This is a genomic window from Streptomyces fulvoviolaceus, from assembly GCF_000718165.1.
GTDB classification, from domain to species: domain Bacteria; phylum Actinomycetota; class Actinomycetes; order Streptomycetales; family Streptomycetaceae; genus Streptomyces; species Streptomyces fulvoviolaceus.
The window spans coordinates 20,253-37,193 of record NZ_JOEY01000048.1; the positions used below are offsets into that span (position 1 = coordinate 20,253).

General features: G+C 72.5%; 17 protein-coding genes. 12 read left to right on the forward strand and 5 right to left on the reverse strand.

Translation table 11 applies throughout. The features are described 5' to 3' along the window. Position 1 precedes the first annotated feature (1 nt). Positions 2-121, reverse strand: coding sequence for a mycofactocin precursor MftA (mftA, locus tag IG08_RS59460; RefSeq protein ID WP_063757825.1), 120 nt, complete (start codon positions 119-121; stop codon positions 2-4). Positions 122-249: 128 nt separating this feature from the next. Between mftA and mftG the strand changes: the two genes are divergently transcribed. From mftG to IG08_RS0140385, 5 genes are all read left to right on the forward strand, one after another. After that, on the forward strand, positions 250-1,842 hold the full coding sequence (gene mftG / locus IG08_RS0140370; RefSeq protein WP_030615115.1) for a mycofactocin dehydrogenase MftG: 1,593 nt from the start codon (positions 250-252) through the stop codon (positions 1,840-1,842). A 58-nt stretch (positions 1,843-1,900) separates the two neighbouring features. Continuing rightward, a complete protein-coding gene (locus IG08_RS0140375; RefSeq protein ID WP_030615118.1) occupies positions 1,901-3,007 on the forward strand; it encodes an EstA family serine hydrolase in 1,107 nt (368 codons plus the stop codon). Between the two features lie 91 nt (positions 3,008-3,098). Beyond that, entirely contained in the window at positions 3,099-3,230 is a 132-nt protein-coding gene (locus IG08_RS62595) for a hypothetical protein (RefSeq protein WP_261726858.1), read from the forward strand. Between the two features lie 125 nt (positions 3,231-3,355). Then, a complete protein-coding gene (gene fusA, locus IG08_RS0140380) occupies positions 3,356-5,398 on the forward strand; it encodes an elongation factor G (RefSeq protein WP_030615121.1) in 2,043 nt (680 codons plus the stop codon). Between the two features lie 340 nt (positions 5,399-5,738). After that, positions 5,739-6,593: an alpha/beta fold hydrolase gene (locus tag IG08_RS0140385; RefSeq protein WP_043456424.1), complete on the forward strand. Its 855-nt coding sequence runs from the start codon at positions 5,739-5,741 to the stop codon at positions 6,591-6,593. 3 nt (positions 6,594-6,596) lie between these two features. Here IG08_RS0140385 and IG08_RS0140390 read toward each other — a convergent pair whose 3' ends face one another. Further along, positions 6,597-7,016, reverse strand: coding sequence for a winged helix-turn-helix transcriptional regulator (locus tag IG08_RS0140390; RefSeq protein WP_030615126.1), 420 nt, complete (start codon positions 7,014-7,016; stop codon positions 6,597-6,599). Between the two features lie 77 nt (positions 7,017-7,093). Here IG08_RS0140390 and IG08_RS0140395 point away from each other — a divergent pair, with 77 nt between their 5' ends. Continuing rightward, a complete protein-coding gene (locus tag IG08_RS0140395; protein ID WP_030615129.1) occupies positions 7,094-7,924 on the forward strand; it encodes an SDR family NAD(P)-dependent oxidoreductase in 831 nt (276 codons plus the stop codon). On the opposite strand, the gene IG08_RS0140400 is transcribed toward IG08_RS0140395, so the two are convergent. Together IG08_RS0140400 and IG08_RS0140405 are read right to left on the reverse strand one after the other, a co-directional pair. Continuing rightward, complete coding sequence (locus IG08_RS0140400; RefSeq protein WP_030615133.1) at positions 7,911-8,303, reverse strand: SCO5389 family protein; 393 nt, start codon at positions 8,301-8,303, stop codon at positions 7,911-7,913. The two genes, IG08_RS0140395 and IG08_RS0140400, sit on opposite strands and share 14 nt — an antisense overlap. A 43-nt stretch (positions 8,304-8,346) precedes the next feature. Next, entirely contained in the window at positions 8,347-9,282 is a 936-nt protein-coding gene (locus IG08_RS0140405) for an ATP-binding protein (protein ID WP_030615136.1), read from the reverse strand. A gap of 115 nt (positions 9,283-9,397) precedes the next feature. Here IG08_RS0140405 and IG08_RS0140410 point away from each other — a divergent pair, with 115 nt between their 5' ends. From IG08_RS0140410 to IG08_RS0140430, 5 genes are all read left to right on the forward strand, one after another. Next, on the forward strand, positions 9,398-9,934 hold the full coding sequence (locus IG08_RS0140410) for a GNAT family N-acetyltransferase (protein ID WP_078655924.1): 537 nt from the start codon (positions 9,398-9,400) through the stop codon (positions 9,932-9,934). A gap of 5 nt (positions 9,935-9,939) precedes the next feature. Beyond that, positions 9,940-11,424, forward strand: coding sequence for an ABC transporter substrate-binding protein (locus tag IG08_RS0140415; RefSeq protein ID WP_078655925.1), 1,485 nt, complete (start codon positions 9,940-9,942; stop codon positions 11,422-11,424). A gap of 2 nt (positions 11,425-11,426) precedes the next feature. Further along, a complete protein-coding gene (locus IG08_RS0140420; RefSeq protein ID WP_030615142.1) occupies positions 11,427-13,208 on the forward strand; it encodes an ABC transporter permease subunit in 1,782 nt (593 codons plus the stop codon). Further along, complete coding sequence (locus tag IG08_RS0140425) at positions 13,205-14,428, forward strand: MDR family MFS transporter (protein WP_030615145.1); 1,224 nt, start codon at positions 13,205-13,207, stop codon at positions 14,426-14,428. The genes IG08_RS0140420 and IG08_RS0140425 overlap by 4 nt, the downstream gene beginning before the upstream one ends. Positions 14,429-14,558: 130 nt before the next feature. Next, positions 14,559-15,005: a GNAT family N-acetyltransferase gene (locus IG08_RS0140430; RefSeq protein ID WP_030615147.1), complete on the forward strand. Its 447-nt coding sequence runs from the start codon at positions 14,559-14,561 to the stop codon at positions 15,003-15,005. 5 nt (positions 15,006-15,010) lie between these two features. Here the strand turns inward: IG08_RS0140430 and IG08_RS0140435 are convergent, their stop codons facing one another. Beyond that, complete coding sequence (locus tag IG08_RS0140435) at positions 15,011-15,796, reverse strand: CDP-alcohol phosphatidyltransferase family protein (protein WP_030615149.1); 786 nt, start codon at positions 15,794-15,796, stop codon at positions 15,011-15,013. A gap of 109 nt (positions 15,797-15,905) precedes the next feature. On the opposite strand from IG08_RS0140435, the gene IG08_RS0140440 reads away from it, so the two are divergent. Beyond that, the gene (locus IG08_RS0140440) at positions 15,906-16,886 is read left to right on the forward strand and encodes a zinc-dependent alcohol dehydrogenase (protein WP_030615151.1); all 981 of its coding nucleotides are present in this window, start codon (positions 15,906-15,908) and stop codon (positions 16,884-16,886) included. Positions 16,887-16,941 lie beyond the last annotated feature (55 nt).

A 16,941-nucleotide genomic window follows, 5' to 3' on the forward strand; every position in this document is an offset into this window, starting at 1 on the left:
GCTAGTAGACGCCGCACATGCCGTCGATCGAGATCTCCTCGATGAGGTCGTCGGCCGCGATGAGCTCGTCGGACGCGTCGGTGTGGTCCGGTTCTTCGTGTGTGGGAGCGGTCTCGTTCATGCGGATCTCCTCGTGAAAGAGGGGCAGGCGGACGGCGGTTCGCCTGTGTCGCCGACAGCGCGATGCGGACACGACGAGGTTATTGGCATGGGGTGCCAAAAGGAAGACGTCGGTGCTATCCATGGTTCATGGAGCAGATATCGAACGGTGTCCGAGTGCCGTCGGCCCAGCGCCGGCCGGACGTCGTGGTGGTCGGCGCCGGAGCCGCCGGCGCGGTGCTCGCCGCGCGGCTGAGCGAGGACCCCGACCGTGAGGTGCTGCTGCTCGACGCGGGTCCGATACCGCGCGGGGAGGCCGGATTCGGCCCCGAGCTGCTGGATGCGCGCCTGGTCCCCGGCGCCCGCCCGGACCATCCCGCCATGACCTCCTACCCCGTCCACCTCACGCCGGAGCGGCTGTGGCAGGTCCCGCGCGGCCGCGTTCTGGGTGGCTCGACCACTGTCAACGGCGGCGCCTTCGTCAGGGCCCGGCGCGCGGACTTCGACCGCTGGGCGGCCGCGGGGAATCCGGCCTGGGCGTACGGTCAAGTCCTTGGGTTTCTGCGGGACTCGGAGACCGACCTCGACTTCGGAGAGAGCGATCTGCACGGCTCCTCCGGCCCGATCCGCATACGCCGCAGCCGCCCGACCCACCCGGCGGCGGAGGCCTTCCGTGACGCGGCCCGCCACCTCGGCTTCCCGGCCGAGCCCGACAAGAACGACCAGGCCTCGCCCGGGTTCGGCCCCGTACCCTCCAACTCCGTCGACGGCGTACGCCGCAACGTCGGCCTCAGCTATCTGCCGCCCGAGGTGCTCGACCGCCCCAACCTCCGTGCCCTCGGCGGCTGTCGGGCCCTGCGCGTCGTCATCGAACACGGCCGCGCCACGGGCGTCGTGGTCGCACGCGACGGCGCCCGCTCCATGCTCGACGCGGGGACGGTCGTACTGAGCGCCGGAGCGTTCGCCACCCCGCACCTGCTGCTGCTCTCCGGCCTCGGCCCCGCAGCCGACCTCATGCGCTACGGCATCCCGGTCCTCCGGGACCTCCCCGCGGTCGGCGCCCGGCTCGGCGACCACCCGCAGCTGGTCCTGGACTGGGCGACGCGCGGCGACCTGGGTGAACCGGCCGAGAGCTGGCTGGGCGGATGCCTGCACCTGGCTTCAGGGGGAGAGGGTCCGGATGACATCGAGATCCTCCAGTCCCTGGTGCCGATGGCCGGACTGGTCGGGGGAGTCGTACGGGTACCGGATGCCCCGCTGTCGTTCCTGGTCTCGGTGCAACCTTCCGAGCCCGGTGGCCGCCTGCGCCTCGCTTCCGCCGACCCCGACGCCCTGCCGCGCATCGACTACGGCTTCCTGAGCACCGGGGAGGACTTCCGGCGATTGCGCGAGGCCGTCCGGGTGACCGCGGCCCTGCTCGACAGCCCTCCCTTGGCCGCGATGTCGAAGGGGCTGACGGACCCCGGCCCCGATGTCCTCGGCGACGACCGGACCCTGGACCGGTGGATCCGCGAGCACCTGAGTACCAGTCAGCACACCTGCGGCACCGTGCCGATGGGACCCGCCGACGATCTCCGGCGCGCGGCTGTGGACCAGTTCGGGCGCGTGCACGGTGTACGGGGGCTGCGCGTCGCCGACACCTCGATCCTGCCGGACACACCGCACCGGGGGCCAGCGGCGACCGCCGTCCTCATCGGCGAGATCGTCGCCGACGCGATCCGCCGGGACCTCGGCCCGTCCTAGGCGCCCGCGTCACTAATTCGCTTGACCGAGGCGGGGCGGTGCGGGCTGAATACCCGGCATGGCCGACATACAGGGCACGTACGACGATCTGTTCAGTGCGGTGCCGGGTGCGCTCGCCGCGTTGCTGGACGCCGGGGACACGGGCGGCTCGGTGGCCGTGTTCGTGGACGGCGAGCCGGTGGTGGACGTCTGGGGCGGCTTCGCCGACGCCGACCGGACGATCCCGTGGCGGCAGGACACGATCACGAACGTCTGGTCCGTCACCAAGACGATGACGGCGCTGTGCGCGCTGATCCTGGCCGACCGCGGCGAGCTCGACCTGGACGCGCCGGTCGCCCGGTACTGGCCGGAGTTCGCCGCGGCCGGCAAGGAGAAGGTGCTGGTACGGCACCTGCTCGCGCACACCGCGGGCCTGCCCGACTGGGAGGGCCCGGTCGAGGAGCTCTACGACTGGCCCGCCGCCACGGCACGGCTCGCCGCACAGGCCCCGCTCTGGGAGCCGGGCACCGCCGCCGGATACCACTCGCTCACCCAGGGATTCCTCGTCGGCGAGGTCGTACGGCGGATCACCGGCCGCACTCCGGGCGAGTTCTTCGCGGGCGAGGTGGCCGGCCCGCTGGGCGCCGACTTCCACATGGGGCTGTCCGCCGAGCACGACGACCGGGTCGCGCGGAGCGTCCCGCCGCCGGGCCGGGACGAGGACTACGCCGCGAGCGCGCCCGGCGGCACCGAGGCCCCCGCCGCCGGTACCGCGATGCGTGTCCGGGACGGCAACAGCCTGTCCTGGCGCCGCGCGCAGATCCCCGCGGCGAGCGGCTTCGGCAACGCCCGCTCGGTCGCCCTGGCGCAGTCGGTGATGGCGTGCGGGGGAGCGGTGCGCGGGGTGCGGCTGCTGTCGGGCGCGGGCGTCGCGCGCGCCTGGGAGGAGCAGTTCCGCGGCGAGGACCGCGTCCTGGGCATGCCGGTGAGCTGGGGCCTGGGCTACGGAATCTTCGGCACCACCTACGGCTGGGGAGGCTGGGGCGGCTCCCTGGTCATGATCGAGCCCACCTCCCGCATGGTCGTGGCGTACGTGACGAACCAGATGCGCGAACCCGCCGAGGACACCCGGGGGCTGGACCTCGTGATGTCCGCCTACGACGGGCTCCAGGGGCTGCGCGCCTGACCGCGGAAAATAATCACGTGCCCCGCCCCTTCCCGTCTCCCTACACTCACCACACACAGGACGAGGAACGACGAGTGAGGGGAGCCCGGCCGTGCGCGCTCGCACCGCTGTTGTCGCTTCCCGCTCGTCGTACGACCGCTCGTCGTACGACGTGATCCTCGTGTCCTCGTCCGTCCGGTGCCCGCTGCGCGGCCGGCACCGGATGCCCGCGACGAGTATCTGAGTACGCCAACTTCCGTACTTGGCCTGTCTGCTGACGGGCCGACAGATCATGGTGTTCGCGTCCACTGGCGTCCTCGTCCGGCAATCGCGCTGCCCTGTTCCGGATCATCCGAAAGGCCACGGGCCGTGCGCACCGACCTCAACCCCCTCACCGCCGTCCGCAATCTGGGCATCCTCGCCCACGTCGACGCGGGCAAGACCACCGTCACCGAGCGGATCCTGTTCGCCACCGGGACCACGCACAAGCGCGGCGAGGTGCATGACGGCACGACCGTCACCGACTTCGATCCGCAGGAGCGCGACCGCGGGATCACCATCTTCGCGGCGGCGGTCAGCTGCGCGTGGGACGGCCACCGGATCAACCTGATCGACACCCCGGGGCATGTCGACTTCGCCGACGAGGTGGAGCGGTCGCTGCGGGTGCTCGACGGCGCGGTCGCGGTCTTCGACGCCGTGGCGGGCGTAGAACCGCAGAGCGAGTCGGTGTGGCGGCAGGCCGACCGGCACGGTGTGCCGAGGATCGCGTTCGTCAACAAGCTGGACCGTGCGGGCGCCGACCTCGACGTGGCCGTCGCGTCGATCCGGGAGCGGCTGCATCCGGCGCCGCTGGTCGTGCAGTTGCCCATCGGCAGCGAGGACGGGTTCACCGGTGTCGTCGATCTGCTGCGCCTGCGGGCGCTGACCTGGGCCGACGGCGGCGAGCCGGTCGAGGAGGGCCCCGTGCCGGAGGCCCTGCGCGAGGAGGCGCTGCGGCGACGGCGATTGCTGGAAGAGACGGTGGCCGAACGCCACCCGGCCGCGCTGGAGGAGTTCTGCGACCGGGAGACGCTCTCCGCAGAGACGCTCGCCGCCGCTCTGCGTGACCTCACGCACAGCGGCGACGGCGTGGTCGTGCTGTGCGGCTCGGCCTACCGCGACCGCGGTATCGAGCCGTTGCTGGACGCCGTGGTGGCGTACCTGCCGTCACCGCTCGACGTGCCCGCCGTGCGCGGGACGCATGACGAGAAGGACCAGGAACGGGTCGCCGACCCGTCGGCGCCCTTCGCGGCACTGGCGTTCAAGGTGAATGCCACCGCGACGGGACGGCTGACCTACCTGCGGGTGTACTCGGGAACGATCGGAAAGGGGGACGTGGTGATGGACGCCGGCGCGCGGCGCACCGAGCGGATCGGGCGGATCCTGCGCGTGCAGGCCGACCGGCACGCCCAGTTGGACCGGGCGGTCGCCGGGGACATCGTCGCCGTGGTCGGGCTCAAGTCCGCCCGCGCCGGCTCGACGCTGTGCGCACCGGACGCTCCGCTCGTGCTCGAACCGCCGAGCGTCGCCGACCCGGTCGTGTCCGTGGCGGTGGAGGCCCTGACGTCCACCGAGACCGGCCGACTGGCCTCGGCGCTCGCCCGGCTGGCCGAGGAGGACCCGTCGCTGGTCGTCCGGTCCGACCCCGAGACCGGTCAGACGGTGCTGTCGGGCATGGGTGAACTGCATCTGGAGGTCGCGGTGGAGAAGGTCCGGCGCGAGCACGGGCTGGGCGTCAACGTCGGCCGCCCCAGGGTGGCTTACCGCGAGACGGTCGCCCGTGGCGTGTCCGGACTGGTCTTCCGGCACGTCAAACAGGACGGCGGGGCAGGGCAGTTCGCCCATGTCGTCCTCGACGTCGAACCGTGGGCCGAGGGATTCGAGTTCCGTTCGACGGTCGTCGGCGGTCGCGTGCCGCAGGAGTATGTCCGCGCGGTCGAGGCCGGCTGCCGGGACGCCCTGGCCGAGGGGCCGTTGGGCGGCAACCCGGTGACCGGACTGCGCGTCACCCTCACCGACGGGGCGACCCATGTGAAGGACTCCTCGGAGACGGCGTTCCGTACGGCCGGCCGGTTCGCGCTCCGGGAGGCCCTGCGCGCCTGCGCGATGGTCCTGCTGGAGCCGGTCGTCGAGGTCACTGTCACGGTGCCCGAGGACGCCGTCGGAGGGGTGCTCGGCGACCTGGCCGCACGCCGCGGCCGGGTCACGGGATCGACCACGCGCACGGGCGCGGCGCTCATCACCGCGACCGTGCCGCTGGCCGAACTGTTCGGCTACGCAACCCGGTTGCGCAGCCGCACCCAGGGCCGCGGCACCTTCACGGCACGGCCCACCGGCTATGCACCGGCGCCGGCCGCGCTGCCGACACGGTAGCCGGACGGCGGTCCCACCCGTATGTAACGGCGGTCCCACCCGTATGCAGGTGGGACCGCCGCAGGCCGAAGGTCCATGGACCACGGGACCTGGGGTGCACCTCAAGGGCCTCACCGAGGGCACGCCCGAGTACGCGAAGGCCCTGAAGCAGACCGAGATGGAGGCCGGCGCCGTCACCGGCTTCACCGCCGCGATCGCCGCGAAGGCGAGGGCCGGGCTGATCGCCCGGCCCTTCTTGTTCCGGCCCTTCTTGTTCCGACCCCTCTTGTTCCGGCGCTGTTTGTCCCTGCACTGCTTATTCCGGTTGCCGCACGTGGGGCCCGCTGTCAGGCTCGCGCCGATGCCTACCTTCTCCGCCCCCGACGGCACGACCCTCGCCTACCACGCGACCGGAGACGGCCCGCCCCTGATCTGCCTGCCCGGCGGCCCGGTGCAGGACTCCGTCTACCTCGGCGACCTCGGCGGCCTGACCGCGCACCGCACCCTGATCCGGCTGGACCTCAGGGGCACGGGCGAGTCGGCGACTCCGGCGGACCCGGCGTCGTACCGCTGCGACCGTCTGGTCGACGACGTCGAGGCGTTGCGGCAGGAACTGGCCCTGGACCGCGTCGACCTCCTGGCCCACAGCGGGGGCGCGAACCTCGCGGCTCTCTGCACGGCCCGCCACCCGGACCGCGTCGCGCGTCTGGCCCTGATCACCCCGAGCGTCTACGCGGTCGGCATCGAGATCACCGCCGCCGACCGTCTGCGCACCGCACGTCTGCGCCGGGACGAGGAGTGGTTCACCCCGGTGTACGCGGCCCTGGAGGCGGTCACCGAGGGGAGGGGCACGGCCGATTCCTGGCAGGCCATCGCCCCGTTCTGGTTCGCTCGCTGGGACGAGGAGGCCCAGGCGGTCCGGGCGGCGGAGGACAAGCAGCGCAATGACGAGGCGGCGGCGGTCTACGCCTCGGAGGGTGCGTTTGCCCCGGAGGTCACGCGGGCGTCCCTGGCCGACTTCCCCGGGCCGGTGCTCGTGCTGGCGGGGGAAGTGGACGTGGCGGGCCCGCATCCCGCGATGGTCGAGTACACGGGGCTGTTCCCGCACGCCGAGCTGGTCGTCCAGCCCGGCGCCGCGCACTTCCCGTGGCTGGACGACGCGGAGCGGTTCGTGGCGGCCGTGGAGTCGTTCCTGGGGTCCGGCGATCCGTCCTGAGGTCTACGGCGTCTGCCCGGGGCCCGCGTACCGCGCCCGGGCCGCGTCCATGTCCGTGGCGTGCAGCACCGCCCAGTCGGCCAGTGCCGACAGCGGTTCGAGCAGGGTCCGTCCGAGCGGGGTGAGGCCGTACTCGACGCTCGGCGGAACAGTCGGGTGGACCCGGCGCCACACCAGGCCGTCGGTCTCCAGGCTGCGCAGAGTGCGGGTCAGCATGCGCTGGCTGATGCCCTCGATGGAGCGGTGCAACTCGTTGTAGCGGTGCGGGCGGCCGCCCAGCAGGACCAGGAGCAGCAGGCTCCACTTGTCGCCCAGACGCCGGAACACATCCGAGACCGGGCACAGCCCCAGCTCGTCCAGGGGCACCGGGCGGGGCAACTCGTGCGCGAGCACGGAGGGCACATCGGTGTGCGTACCGGACATGAAACTGCCTTCTTTCGGCCGCCGACGGGACAGACCCAGGATGGGACCACCGCCATCCGACCTCAAGGAGGATCTCCGTGCCGGCCCCCTCACCCAAGACCGTGATCATCAGCGGCGGAACCGACGGAATGGGCCGCGCTACCGCGCTGGCCCGGCTGAGCAGGGGCGATCACGTCACGGTCGTCGGCAGCAGCCGTACGAAGGGAGAGCGGCTGCTGGCCGAGGCGGGCAACCCCCGTCTGCGCTTCCTCCAGGCGGACCTGTCCTCGATCGCCGACGTCGAACGCGTCGTCGCCCGCGTCCAGGAACGGCACGACACGGTCGACGCGTTGGCGCTGTTCGCCAACCGGGTCAGCCCGAAGCGCCGGGAGACCGTCGACGGGCTGGAGTACACCTTCGCCCTCTACTACCTGAGCCGCTACCTCCTCGGCCACCTCCTGCGCCCCCAACTCGACGCGGCACCGGCCCCGTTGATCGTCAATATCGCGGGCGTCGGCAACGCCGCGGGCTCGATCGCCTGGGACGACCCCCAGCTGACCCACCGCTACGGCGCCATCCGTGCCCAGCTCCAAGCCGGCCGCGCCAACGACCTCCTCGGTGTCTCCTTCGCCAACCAGCCCGCGGGCAAAGCGCGTTACGTCCTCTACCACCCGGGCTTCACCCGCAGCGGAGCCGACGGCCACCCGAGCCCGGTGACCCGAGCGGCGATCAAGCTCCTGGCCCGGCTCTTCGCCCGCCCGGTCGAGGACGCCGTACGGCCGATCATCGACTGGATCGACACCCCACCGACCGACCCGCTGACCGCGATCGATCGCGGGCGGCCGGTGGAGAAGTCCCTCAAGACGCTCGACCCCGGGGCGGCCGAGCGCCTGGCTGCCTACACCGAGGGAGTGCTCAGCAGTCCCTGAACTCCGGCGACTGGTTCAGCACCTGCGACCGCACCGAGGTGAAGCGTGCGTACGTCTCACCGTCCAGCGAGGACGGGCGGAACGCCGCCACCCGGTGGCAGTTCTGGAAGGCGAGGGCCACGCCGAAGTGGCGTTCCAGGCTGCCGCGGATCGCGTCGCTGGCCAGGGCGCGCAGGAGCTGGCCGCGCTCCTGCTCGGACGGGGGAGGGGTCTGGTTGTCGGTGAACTCGGCCTTGCCGTCGTGGAGTTCGCCGGCGAGGGAGGCGATCAGGTCGTAGGCGTAGGGGAGGGACGTGCGGACGGTGTCCACGAAGTCCGCCTCGCGGATGTCACCGCGCTCGGCTTCGGCGAGGAGGGTGGGGGAGACGTCGAGAGACATGAAGGTGGTTTTCCTGTCTGTGTGTTGGGGGGAAGGGGGTTGATCAGGTGAGGGATGCCGGGCCCGGTACGAAGTCCGGGTCGACCTGGGATGCCAGCTCCTCGCCCGCCCACGCCTGGGCGTTGCGCAGGTGGAACTCGACGGCGTGGCGGTGCAGCGTCGTCCAGTCGCGGGGGCGGGCGTCCACGGCCTCGCGCAGGATGTTCAGGGCGTGCCGGTTGTGGGGCTCCAACTCGCCTTCCGTACGGCCCTGTTCGGCCGCCCGTACCCACGGGGAGTGGACCAGGTGCGTCAGGAGGTCGTCGCCCACCTGCTCCTTCAGGAACAGCAGGTCGTCCTCGCCCGTCACCTTGTTGCCGATCACGGCGATCCGGATCCCGAACTCGCGGGCGTGGTCGCGGTACTGGCGGTACACCGAGACACCCTTGCGGGTGGGTTCCGCCACCAGGAACGTGATGTCGAACCGCGTGAACAGGCCCGACGCGAAGGCGTCCGCGCCGGCCGTCATGTCGACCACCACGTACTCGCCGGGGCCGTCGACCAGATGGTTGAGGTAGAGCTCGACCCCGCCGAGCTTGGAGTGGTAGCAGGCCACCCCCAGGTCGCTCTCCTCGAACTCGCCCGTGACCATCAGCGGGACGCCGTCCACGTGCCGGACGTGCCGCGTGTGCAGTTCGTCGTCGCCGAGCAGGCGCAGGAGGCGCGAGCCGCGGCCGGGCGGCGTGGTCTTGATCATCGCCTCGCGGGAGGCGATGCGCGGGTTGGTGCCGCGCAGCTGGTCCTTGATGTCGTTGAGGTGCGCGCCCAGGGGCGGGGCGCCCAGGTCGTCGCCGTCGTGGCCCAGCGCCTCGGCCAGGTGCTGATTGATGTCGCCGTCGATGGCCAGCACCGGCGCCCCGGAGCCGGCCAGGTGGCGGGTGAACAGCGCCGACAGGGTGGTCTTGCCGCTGCCGCCCTTGCCGACGAACGCGATGCGCACTACCGCTCCATCTTTTTGAAAATGGATGTCATGTCGGTAGGTTTAAGGCGTGTCTCCGATCACTGTCAAATCGACTGGCGATCAAGCCGCCCTCCTTAATGCATATGATGTGCAAGTGCGTCACTACAGCATCAGGGCGGCGAGCCCCGACGACCTCGAAGGTGCGCGAGCCGTGATGCTCGACACCGTCTACCGTGACTTCGGCACCGGGTACGTGCCGCGCTGGCACGGCGACATCATCGACCCGGCCGCCGCCTACCTCGCCCCGGCCCGCCACACCCTTCTGGTCGCGCTCGACCCGCGCGACGGAGAGGTCGTGGCCACGGCCGCCCTCGACTCCCGCGGCCCGGCCCACCCGCCGAACCCGCGCGCACTCGCCGAGCGCTACCCCTCCGGCGAGACCGCACAACTGCGTCGCGTGTACGTCCGACCCGAGCACCGCCGCCGCGGCCTCGCCCGCCGGCTCGTCCACGAGCTGCTGGCCTTCGCGGCCGCGGACGGCGACTACCGCGCCGTATATCTGCACACCGATCCGGCGGTGCCGGGCGCCGAGGACTTCTGGCGCTCGCTCGGCAAGGTCGTGCACGACGAGCGCGAGGAACCCGGCGGTGGCCAGGAGATCGTGCACTTCGAGATACCGATGGGGCGATAGAGAACGTGCGCAATCTCCGACTGCTCCTCGCCGTCCTGCTCGCCCCGGTCCTCACCGGCTGCTTCGCATCCGGCGGCAGCGGCGACTCGTCCGACGACGCGAACGACGGTTCCCGGCTCCGCGTCGCCCTCGCCTTCCCGCCCGCCGAGAACCTCTCGCCGTACGGTGCCGACGCCACCCTCCTCAGCCGCCTCGGCGTCACCGAGGGGCTGACCTCCCTCGACGCCAACGGCGCCGCCGCCCCCGCGCTCGCCGCGTCCTGGCGCCGCGAGAACGACCGCACCTGGCTGTTCGGCCTGCGTGAGGCCACCTTCCAGGACGGCTCCGACGTCACGCCGTCCGCGGTCGCCGCCGCCCTCACCCACGCCACAGAGGCCGAACCGGCGCCCGCCGCGCTGTCCGGCGTGACGCTCACCGCGAAGGCCGAGGGCAGCACGACCGTACGGATCACCACCGCCGACCCCGATCCCGCACTGCCCCTGCGCCTGTCCAGCCCGAGTCTCGCCGTCCTGTCCTCCAAGGCCTACGGCGACCGCGTCGACCCGGTCGGCCACGCCACCGGCCCCTTCGAGATCACCGAGGTCACCGGCTCCACCGCCGCCACCCTCGACCGCTACGACGACTACTGGGGCGGCCGCGCCCAGGCGTCCGGCGTCGACGTGAAGTTCGTCGCCGACGGCACCGCCCGCGCGAACGCCCTGCGCACCGGCCAGGTCGACATCGCCGAGGCGATCCCCGTCGCCCAGGCCGCGACCCTCGACGAGGACACCCGCAAGGCGACGGCCACCACCCGCACCACGAGCCTGCAGCTCAACACCGAGTCCGGAGCGTTCAAGGACGCGGGACTCAGGGCAGCCGCCCGGCAGGCCGTCGACGCCTCCGCGCTCTCGAAGGGCGTCTACGAGGGGTATGCCGACCCGGGCGCCGGCATCTACGGACCCGCCGTGACCTGGGCCGAGGGCAAGCGGACCGAGCCGACCGGGCGTGCGAAGGCCGCCGATCCCGACGGGACCACGATCACCCTCGCCACGTACGACAACCGGCCCGAACTCCCCGAAGTGGCCCAGGTGTTGAAGCAGCAGCTGGAGAAGGCCGGGTTCAAGGTCGAGCTGGAGGTGCGCGAGTACTCGCGACTGGAGAGCGACGCGCTGGCCGGCAGGTTCGACGCCTTCGTCGGCGCCCGCAACAGCCTCCTCGACACCGGCGACCCCGTCTCGGTCCTCGCCGGCGACTACAGCTGTGAGGGCAGCTACAACCTGGCGCTGCTCTGCGACAAGGACGTCGACCGGGCCGTGGCGAAGGCGGAGGGCGTCGCCGACACGGACAAGCGGCAGGACGCGGCCATGGCGGCCGAGGCGCAGATCCTCGGTACCGACGCCGTCGTCCCGCTGGTCCACCAGCGCATCATCACCGGCGTCGGCACCTCGGTCAGCGGCCTGCTCCTCGACCCGTACGAGCGCACCCTCGTCGGCACCGGCACCCGGCGCTGAGTGTGCGACGGCAAGCGGCCACGTTCGTGTGGCGTGCCGCGCTCGCGGCCGCCCTCGTCTGCGGCATCGGTCTGCTGCCCTGGCTGACGCGGACCGATCCGGCGCTGACCGTGCTCAAGGCGCGGTCGGCGGACCGGGATCCCACCCCCGAGGTGCTGGCCGACATCCGGGCCCAACTAGGGCTGGGCGATGGGCCGTTGCGGCTCCTCGGTCAGTGGCTCGGCGGGCTGTGGCGCGGGGACGCCGGACGGTCCTGGATCTCCGGCGACGAGGTCACGCCCGCCGTGCTCCAGGCCCTGGGCGCCTCCCTGCTGCTGATGGCGGTGGCGCTCGTGGTCGCGGTGGTCACCGCCGGCCTGGTCTGCGCCCGCACGCTCCGGCTCGGCGCGCACCGGCGGCTCGACGGGCGGCGCACGGCCGGCAGCGGCTCCGCCGTGCTCGCCGCACTGCCCGAGTTCCTCACCGCGTCCGTGCTGGCCACCGTCGTCGGCGTCCAGCTGGGCTGGCTGCCGGCCCTCGGCTGGTACGGGCCCCAGTGGACGGTGCTGCCCGCACTCGCCCTCGGCCTGCCCGCGGGGGCCGTCATCGGGCGGCTCCTCGACGACCTGCTGCCCGGCGCCTTCGCCGAGCCCTGGGCCCTGGCCGCCGCCGCGCGCGGACTGCCCGGCCGCAGCATCGCCCGCCAGGCCGTACGCCGTTGTCTGCCCGGACTGCTGCCCAACCTCGGGCTGTTCGTGGTCGGCCTGACCGGCGGATCCGTCGCCGTCGAGCAGATCTTCGACATCCCCGGCCTCGGCCGCACCACCCTCCAGGCCGCCCTCGCCCAGGACCTCCCCGTCCTCCAGGCCGGCACCCTGCTCCTGATCCTCCTCGCGGCCGCGGCCGCGGGACTCGCCGCCCTCGCCACCCGCCGACTCGCCGGCCCGGCCCTGCGCGACGGCGCCCTGTCCTCCCTGCACCGGCCGCAGCCGCCGACCCGCGGAATCCCGACCTTCGTCCACGGTGGACTGCTGATCCTCGTCATCGCGCTCGGCCTGCCCCGCGACCCGCTCGCCCTCGACACCACCCGGCGACTCCAACCACCCTCCTGGACCCAGCCGTTCGGCACCGACGCGCTCGGCCGGGACATGCTCGCCCGGGTCGCCCACGGCGCGCTCGACACCCTGCTGCTCGCGCTCGCGATCGGCATCGTCGCCCTGGTCGCCGGTGCGCTCCTCGGGCTGGTGGCGCGGGTCTCCGGGCCGCTCGTCGACACCGTCAACGCCGTACCGCCCGTCCTCGCCGCGCTTCTCGTCACCTCGGTCGCGGGCAGCGGGGCCGCGACGCCCGCGCTCGCCGTGGGCGTCGTCGCCTGGGCGCCCCTTGCCGCGCACACCTCAGCTCTCCTGCGCCAGGAACGCGCCGCCCTGCACGTGACCGCCACCCGTGGTCTGGGCGCGGGCCGTTGGTACCTCCTGCGCCGCGAACTGCTGCCCGCCGTTCTCCCACCCGTCACCCGGCACGCCCTGCTGCGGCTGCCCGGCATAGCCCTCGCCCTGGCCTCACTCGCCTTCCTCGGCCTCGGCGCCCAGCCGCCCTCGCCCGAGTGGGGCCTGCTCCTCGCCGAGAACCAGCCCTACGCCGAGCGCGCGCCCTGGGCGGTCCTCGCCCCCGCCGCCGTACTCGCCCTCCTCGGCGCGCTGGCGGTGAGCGCGGCGGGCGGGATACGGCGAGCTCGTCCTCGTACATCGGCGACCCTGGCCGAACGGCCGTCGCTCACCCGTGAGTTGGTGGAGACCGGATGACCTCCCTGTCTGTCGGCCTGCGGAAGACGCCCGGCGGCACCCGGCTCTCGCCCCTGCTGCATCTGCTGATCCTCACCCAACTCGCCTTCAACATCGGCTTCTACGCCGTGCTGCCCTTCCTGTCCGAACACCTGGGACAGGCCATGGGCATGGCGGGCTGGCTGGTCGGGCTGGTGCTCGGGCTGCGGACCTTCAGCCAGCAGGGCCTGTTCGTGGTGGGCGGGGCGCTGGCCGACCGGTACGGCATCCGGCCGGTCGTCCTCGCCGGATGCGTGGTGCGGATCGCGGGGTTCGCCTGGCTCGGATACGCCGAGCAGACGTGGGCGGTCATCGGCGCCGTCCTGCTGATCGGGTTCGCCGCAGCGCTGTTCTCGCCCGCCGTCGAGTCCGAGGTCGCCCGGCAGACCGTCGTCCATGAGGAGACCTCGGGCGGCGACCGCACCCGCGTGCTCGCGCTGTTCACCGTGGCCGGACAGGCGGGGGCGTTCGTCGGGCCGCTGCTGGGCGCGCTGTTGCTGGCGGTGGACTTCCGCACGGTGTGTCTGGCCGGAGCCGGGATCTTCGTGCTCGTCCTCGCCGGGCACGCCTGGCTGCTGCCGCAGCACATCCCGGGACGGGAGCGTGTCCAAGTCCGGGGCGGCGTCCCGGCGTTGCTGCGCAACCGGCGCTTCCTCGCCCTGTGCTGCGCGTACGGCGCCTATCTCCTCGCCTACAACCAGCTCTACCTCGCCCTCCCCGCCGAGGTGGAGCGTGCGGCGGGCTCGCAGGCGCCGCTGGCCTGGCTGTTCGCCCTGTCCTCGCTGCTGGTGGTGACCGCCCAACTCCCCGTCACCCGCTGGGCCGGCTCCAGGCTGTCGTTGCGTCGGTCCATGGTGACCGGGCTGTTGCTCATCGGTGCCGGCTTCGCGGTCGTCGCCGTGGCGCGGCCCGGCGACTGGACCGGTACGGCGGGACTGCTGCCCGCGGCCGGCTTCGTCGTGCTGCTCACCTTCGGTCAGATGCTCGTCGCCCCCGTGGCCCGGGCCTGGGTCCCCGATCTTGCCGAGGAGGGACGACTGGGGCTGTACACAGGGGCGTTGTCCTCGGTCTCGGGGGTGATCGTGCTGGTCGGCAGCTCCGCCGGCGGCATGTTGCTGGACGCGGGGCTTCCGGTCGCGGTGCCGTGGCTGGTGCTGGCCGTCGTACCGGTCGCGGCGATCGGGCTGTTGCCGCGGCGTTAGGGCCTGTTCTGAGTTCCCCCGCCTGCGCCCCGACGCCGCGCCGCACACCGAGGGCACGCACCGAACGCCGCTGCGCCCGTGCTCCGCGCGGACGACGGGGGAACTCAGAACAGGCCCTAGGATCGGCGGCATGGAGACCCAGGACATCCGGGTGGAGATCGCCCGGGAGGCGGACCAGGAACTCGTCGACGCCTTCGCGCGCATGCTGCCGCAGCTGTCCTCGACCGCCGAGCCCCTCGACCTCGCGGCGCTCGGCCGCATCCTGGCCTGTGACGCCGACACCATGCTGGTCGCCCGTTCGGCCGAGGCGATCGTCGGCACCCTGACGCTGGTCATGTTCCCCGCGCCCGCGGGACTGCGGGCCCGTATCGAGGACGTGATCGTCGACCACGCGGCTCGCGGTCAGGGCATCGCCGGGCTGCTGATCCGGGAGGCCATCCGGATCGCCCGGGAGGCGGGCGCCCGTACCGTCGACCTCACCTCGCGCCCGGACCGGGCGGCGGCCAATCGGCTGTACGAGCGGCAGGGGTTCCACCAGCGGGAGTCGACGGTGTACCGGGTGCCGCTCAAGGGCTGACCCCGTCAGGAAGCCACGGTCTCCGGCTCCCGCTCCGCGACGAACTCCAGCTCCAACTCGCCCACCACGGCCTGCTCCGCCCGGTGGGTGCGCCACAGCCACAGGATGTCCCGGCCGAACGACCAGACCAGCAGGCCGAGCGCCAGCGCCGTCACCCCGAAGGTCGCCGCGTACGGCAGGTACCCGGACGCGGCCACGAGGAGCAGGATGCCCTGGAGCGCGGCCACCGTCTTGCGGGCCATGCTCGGCGGCAGCGGGGCGTTGAGCCACGACCAGACGCGGGCCGCGGCGACGAAGCCGTAGCGCATGCCGCCGATCAGCAGCGTCCACGGGCCCAGCGACATCCCGACGTACACGCTGAGCACCAGGATCAGGAACGCGTCGACCTCCATGTCGAAGCGGGCGCCCAGCGGGGTCGACGTGCCGGTGGCGCGGGCGACCTTGCCGTCGACGCCGTCGAGGATCAGGGCCACCGCCGTCAGGCCCACGAACAGCGTCACCGGCGGCGAGCTTTCGAAGGAGTCCGCGACCAGGGCCGTCACGCCGCCGACCAGGGTCGCCCGGCCGAGGGTCACCCGGTTCGCCGGGCCGAAGGAGCGTGGCCGGGTGCGGTGCAGTGCCCGGGAGAGCACCGCCCACGTGGCGACGGCGAAGGCGAGGCCGGTCAGCCAGCCCGCCGGCCCCATACCCAGCGCCGTACCGAGCAGGGCCAGCAACAGGATCTGCAGACCCGCTCCCACCGCGGTCTCCTGCTGGACCAGCCTTGCGTCGTAAGTGTTGTTCAGGGCCACCGCACATTCCTCCGGCCAGGTGACAGAGTCGATCAAGGCCGCGTACTGTGCGCGACCTGTGCACACCTCGGTACGTGAACAGCTTCCCGATCGTTCAGGAGGACGCCAGATGAACCGCATCGCACGAGCGTTCTGGCTCAGCCGTCCGGGTCAAGGCGAGTTGCGAGATGTCGCCCTGCCGGAACCGGCCGAGGGCGAGGTCGTCGTCCGCGCGCTCTACTCAGGCGTCAGCCGGGGCACGGAGACTCTCGTCTTCCGCGGCGGGGTGCCCGAGAGCCAGCACGCGGCCATGCGGGCGCCCTTCCAGGAGGGAGATTTCCCCGGACCGGTGAAGTACGGCTATCTGAGTGTCGGAGTGGTGGAGGAGGGTCCGGAGGCCCTCGTCGGGCGTACGGTCTTCTGCCTGTATCCGCATCAGACGCGGTACGTCGTCCCGGTGAGCGCGGTGACGGTCGTACCCGACACCATTCCCGCCGCACGGGCCGTCCTCGCCGGCACCGTCGAGACCGCCGTGAACGCCCTGTGGGACGCCGCGCCCCTGGTCGGCGACCGGATCGCGGTCGTCGGCGGCGGCATGGTCGGCAGCTCGGTCGCCGCCCTGCTGGCCCGATTCCCGGGTACCCGCGTCCAGTTGGTGGACGCCGATCCCACCCGCGCCAAGACCGCCGAGGCACTCGGCGTCGACTTCGCGGCCCCCGAGGACGCCCTCGGCGACTGCGACCTCGTCGTCCACGCCAGCGCCACCGAGCAGGGCCTCACCCGCTCCCTCGAACTCCTCACCGCCGAGGGCACCGTCCTCGAACTGAGCTGGTACGGCGACCGGAAGGTGAGCCTTCCGCTCGGCGAGGCCTTCCACTCCCGGCGGCTCGTCATCCGCAGCAGCCAGGTCGGCACGGTGTCCCCGGCCCGGGCGGGCCGCAGCTACGCCGACCGGCTGGCCCTGGCCCTCGATCTCCTCGCCGATCCGGCCCTGGACGCGCTCATCACCGGGGAAAGCGCGTTCGAAGAGCTGCCGGACGTGATGCCGAAGTTGGCCAGTGGGGAGATTCCCGCCCTGTGTCACCGGGTGAGGTACGACAAGAGCGCCTGACCTGAGAAAAGAGTGAGAGGAGGCTGAACAAGGGGAAGCGAAGAGCCGTACTACA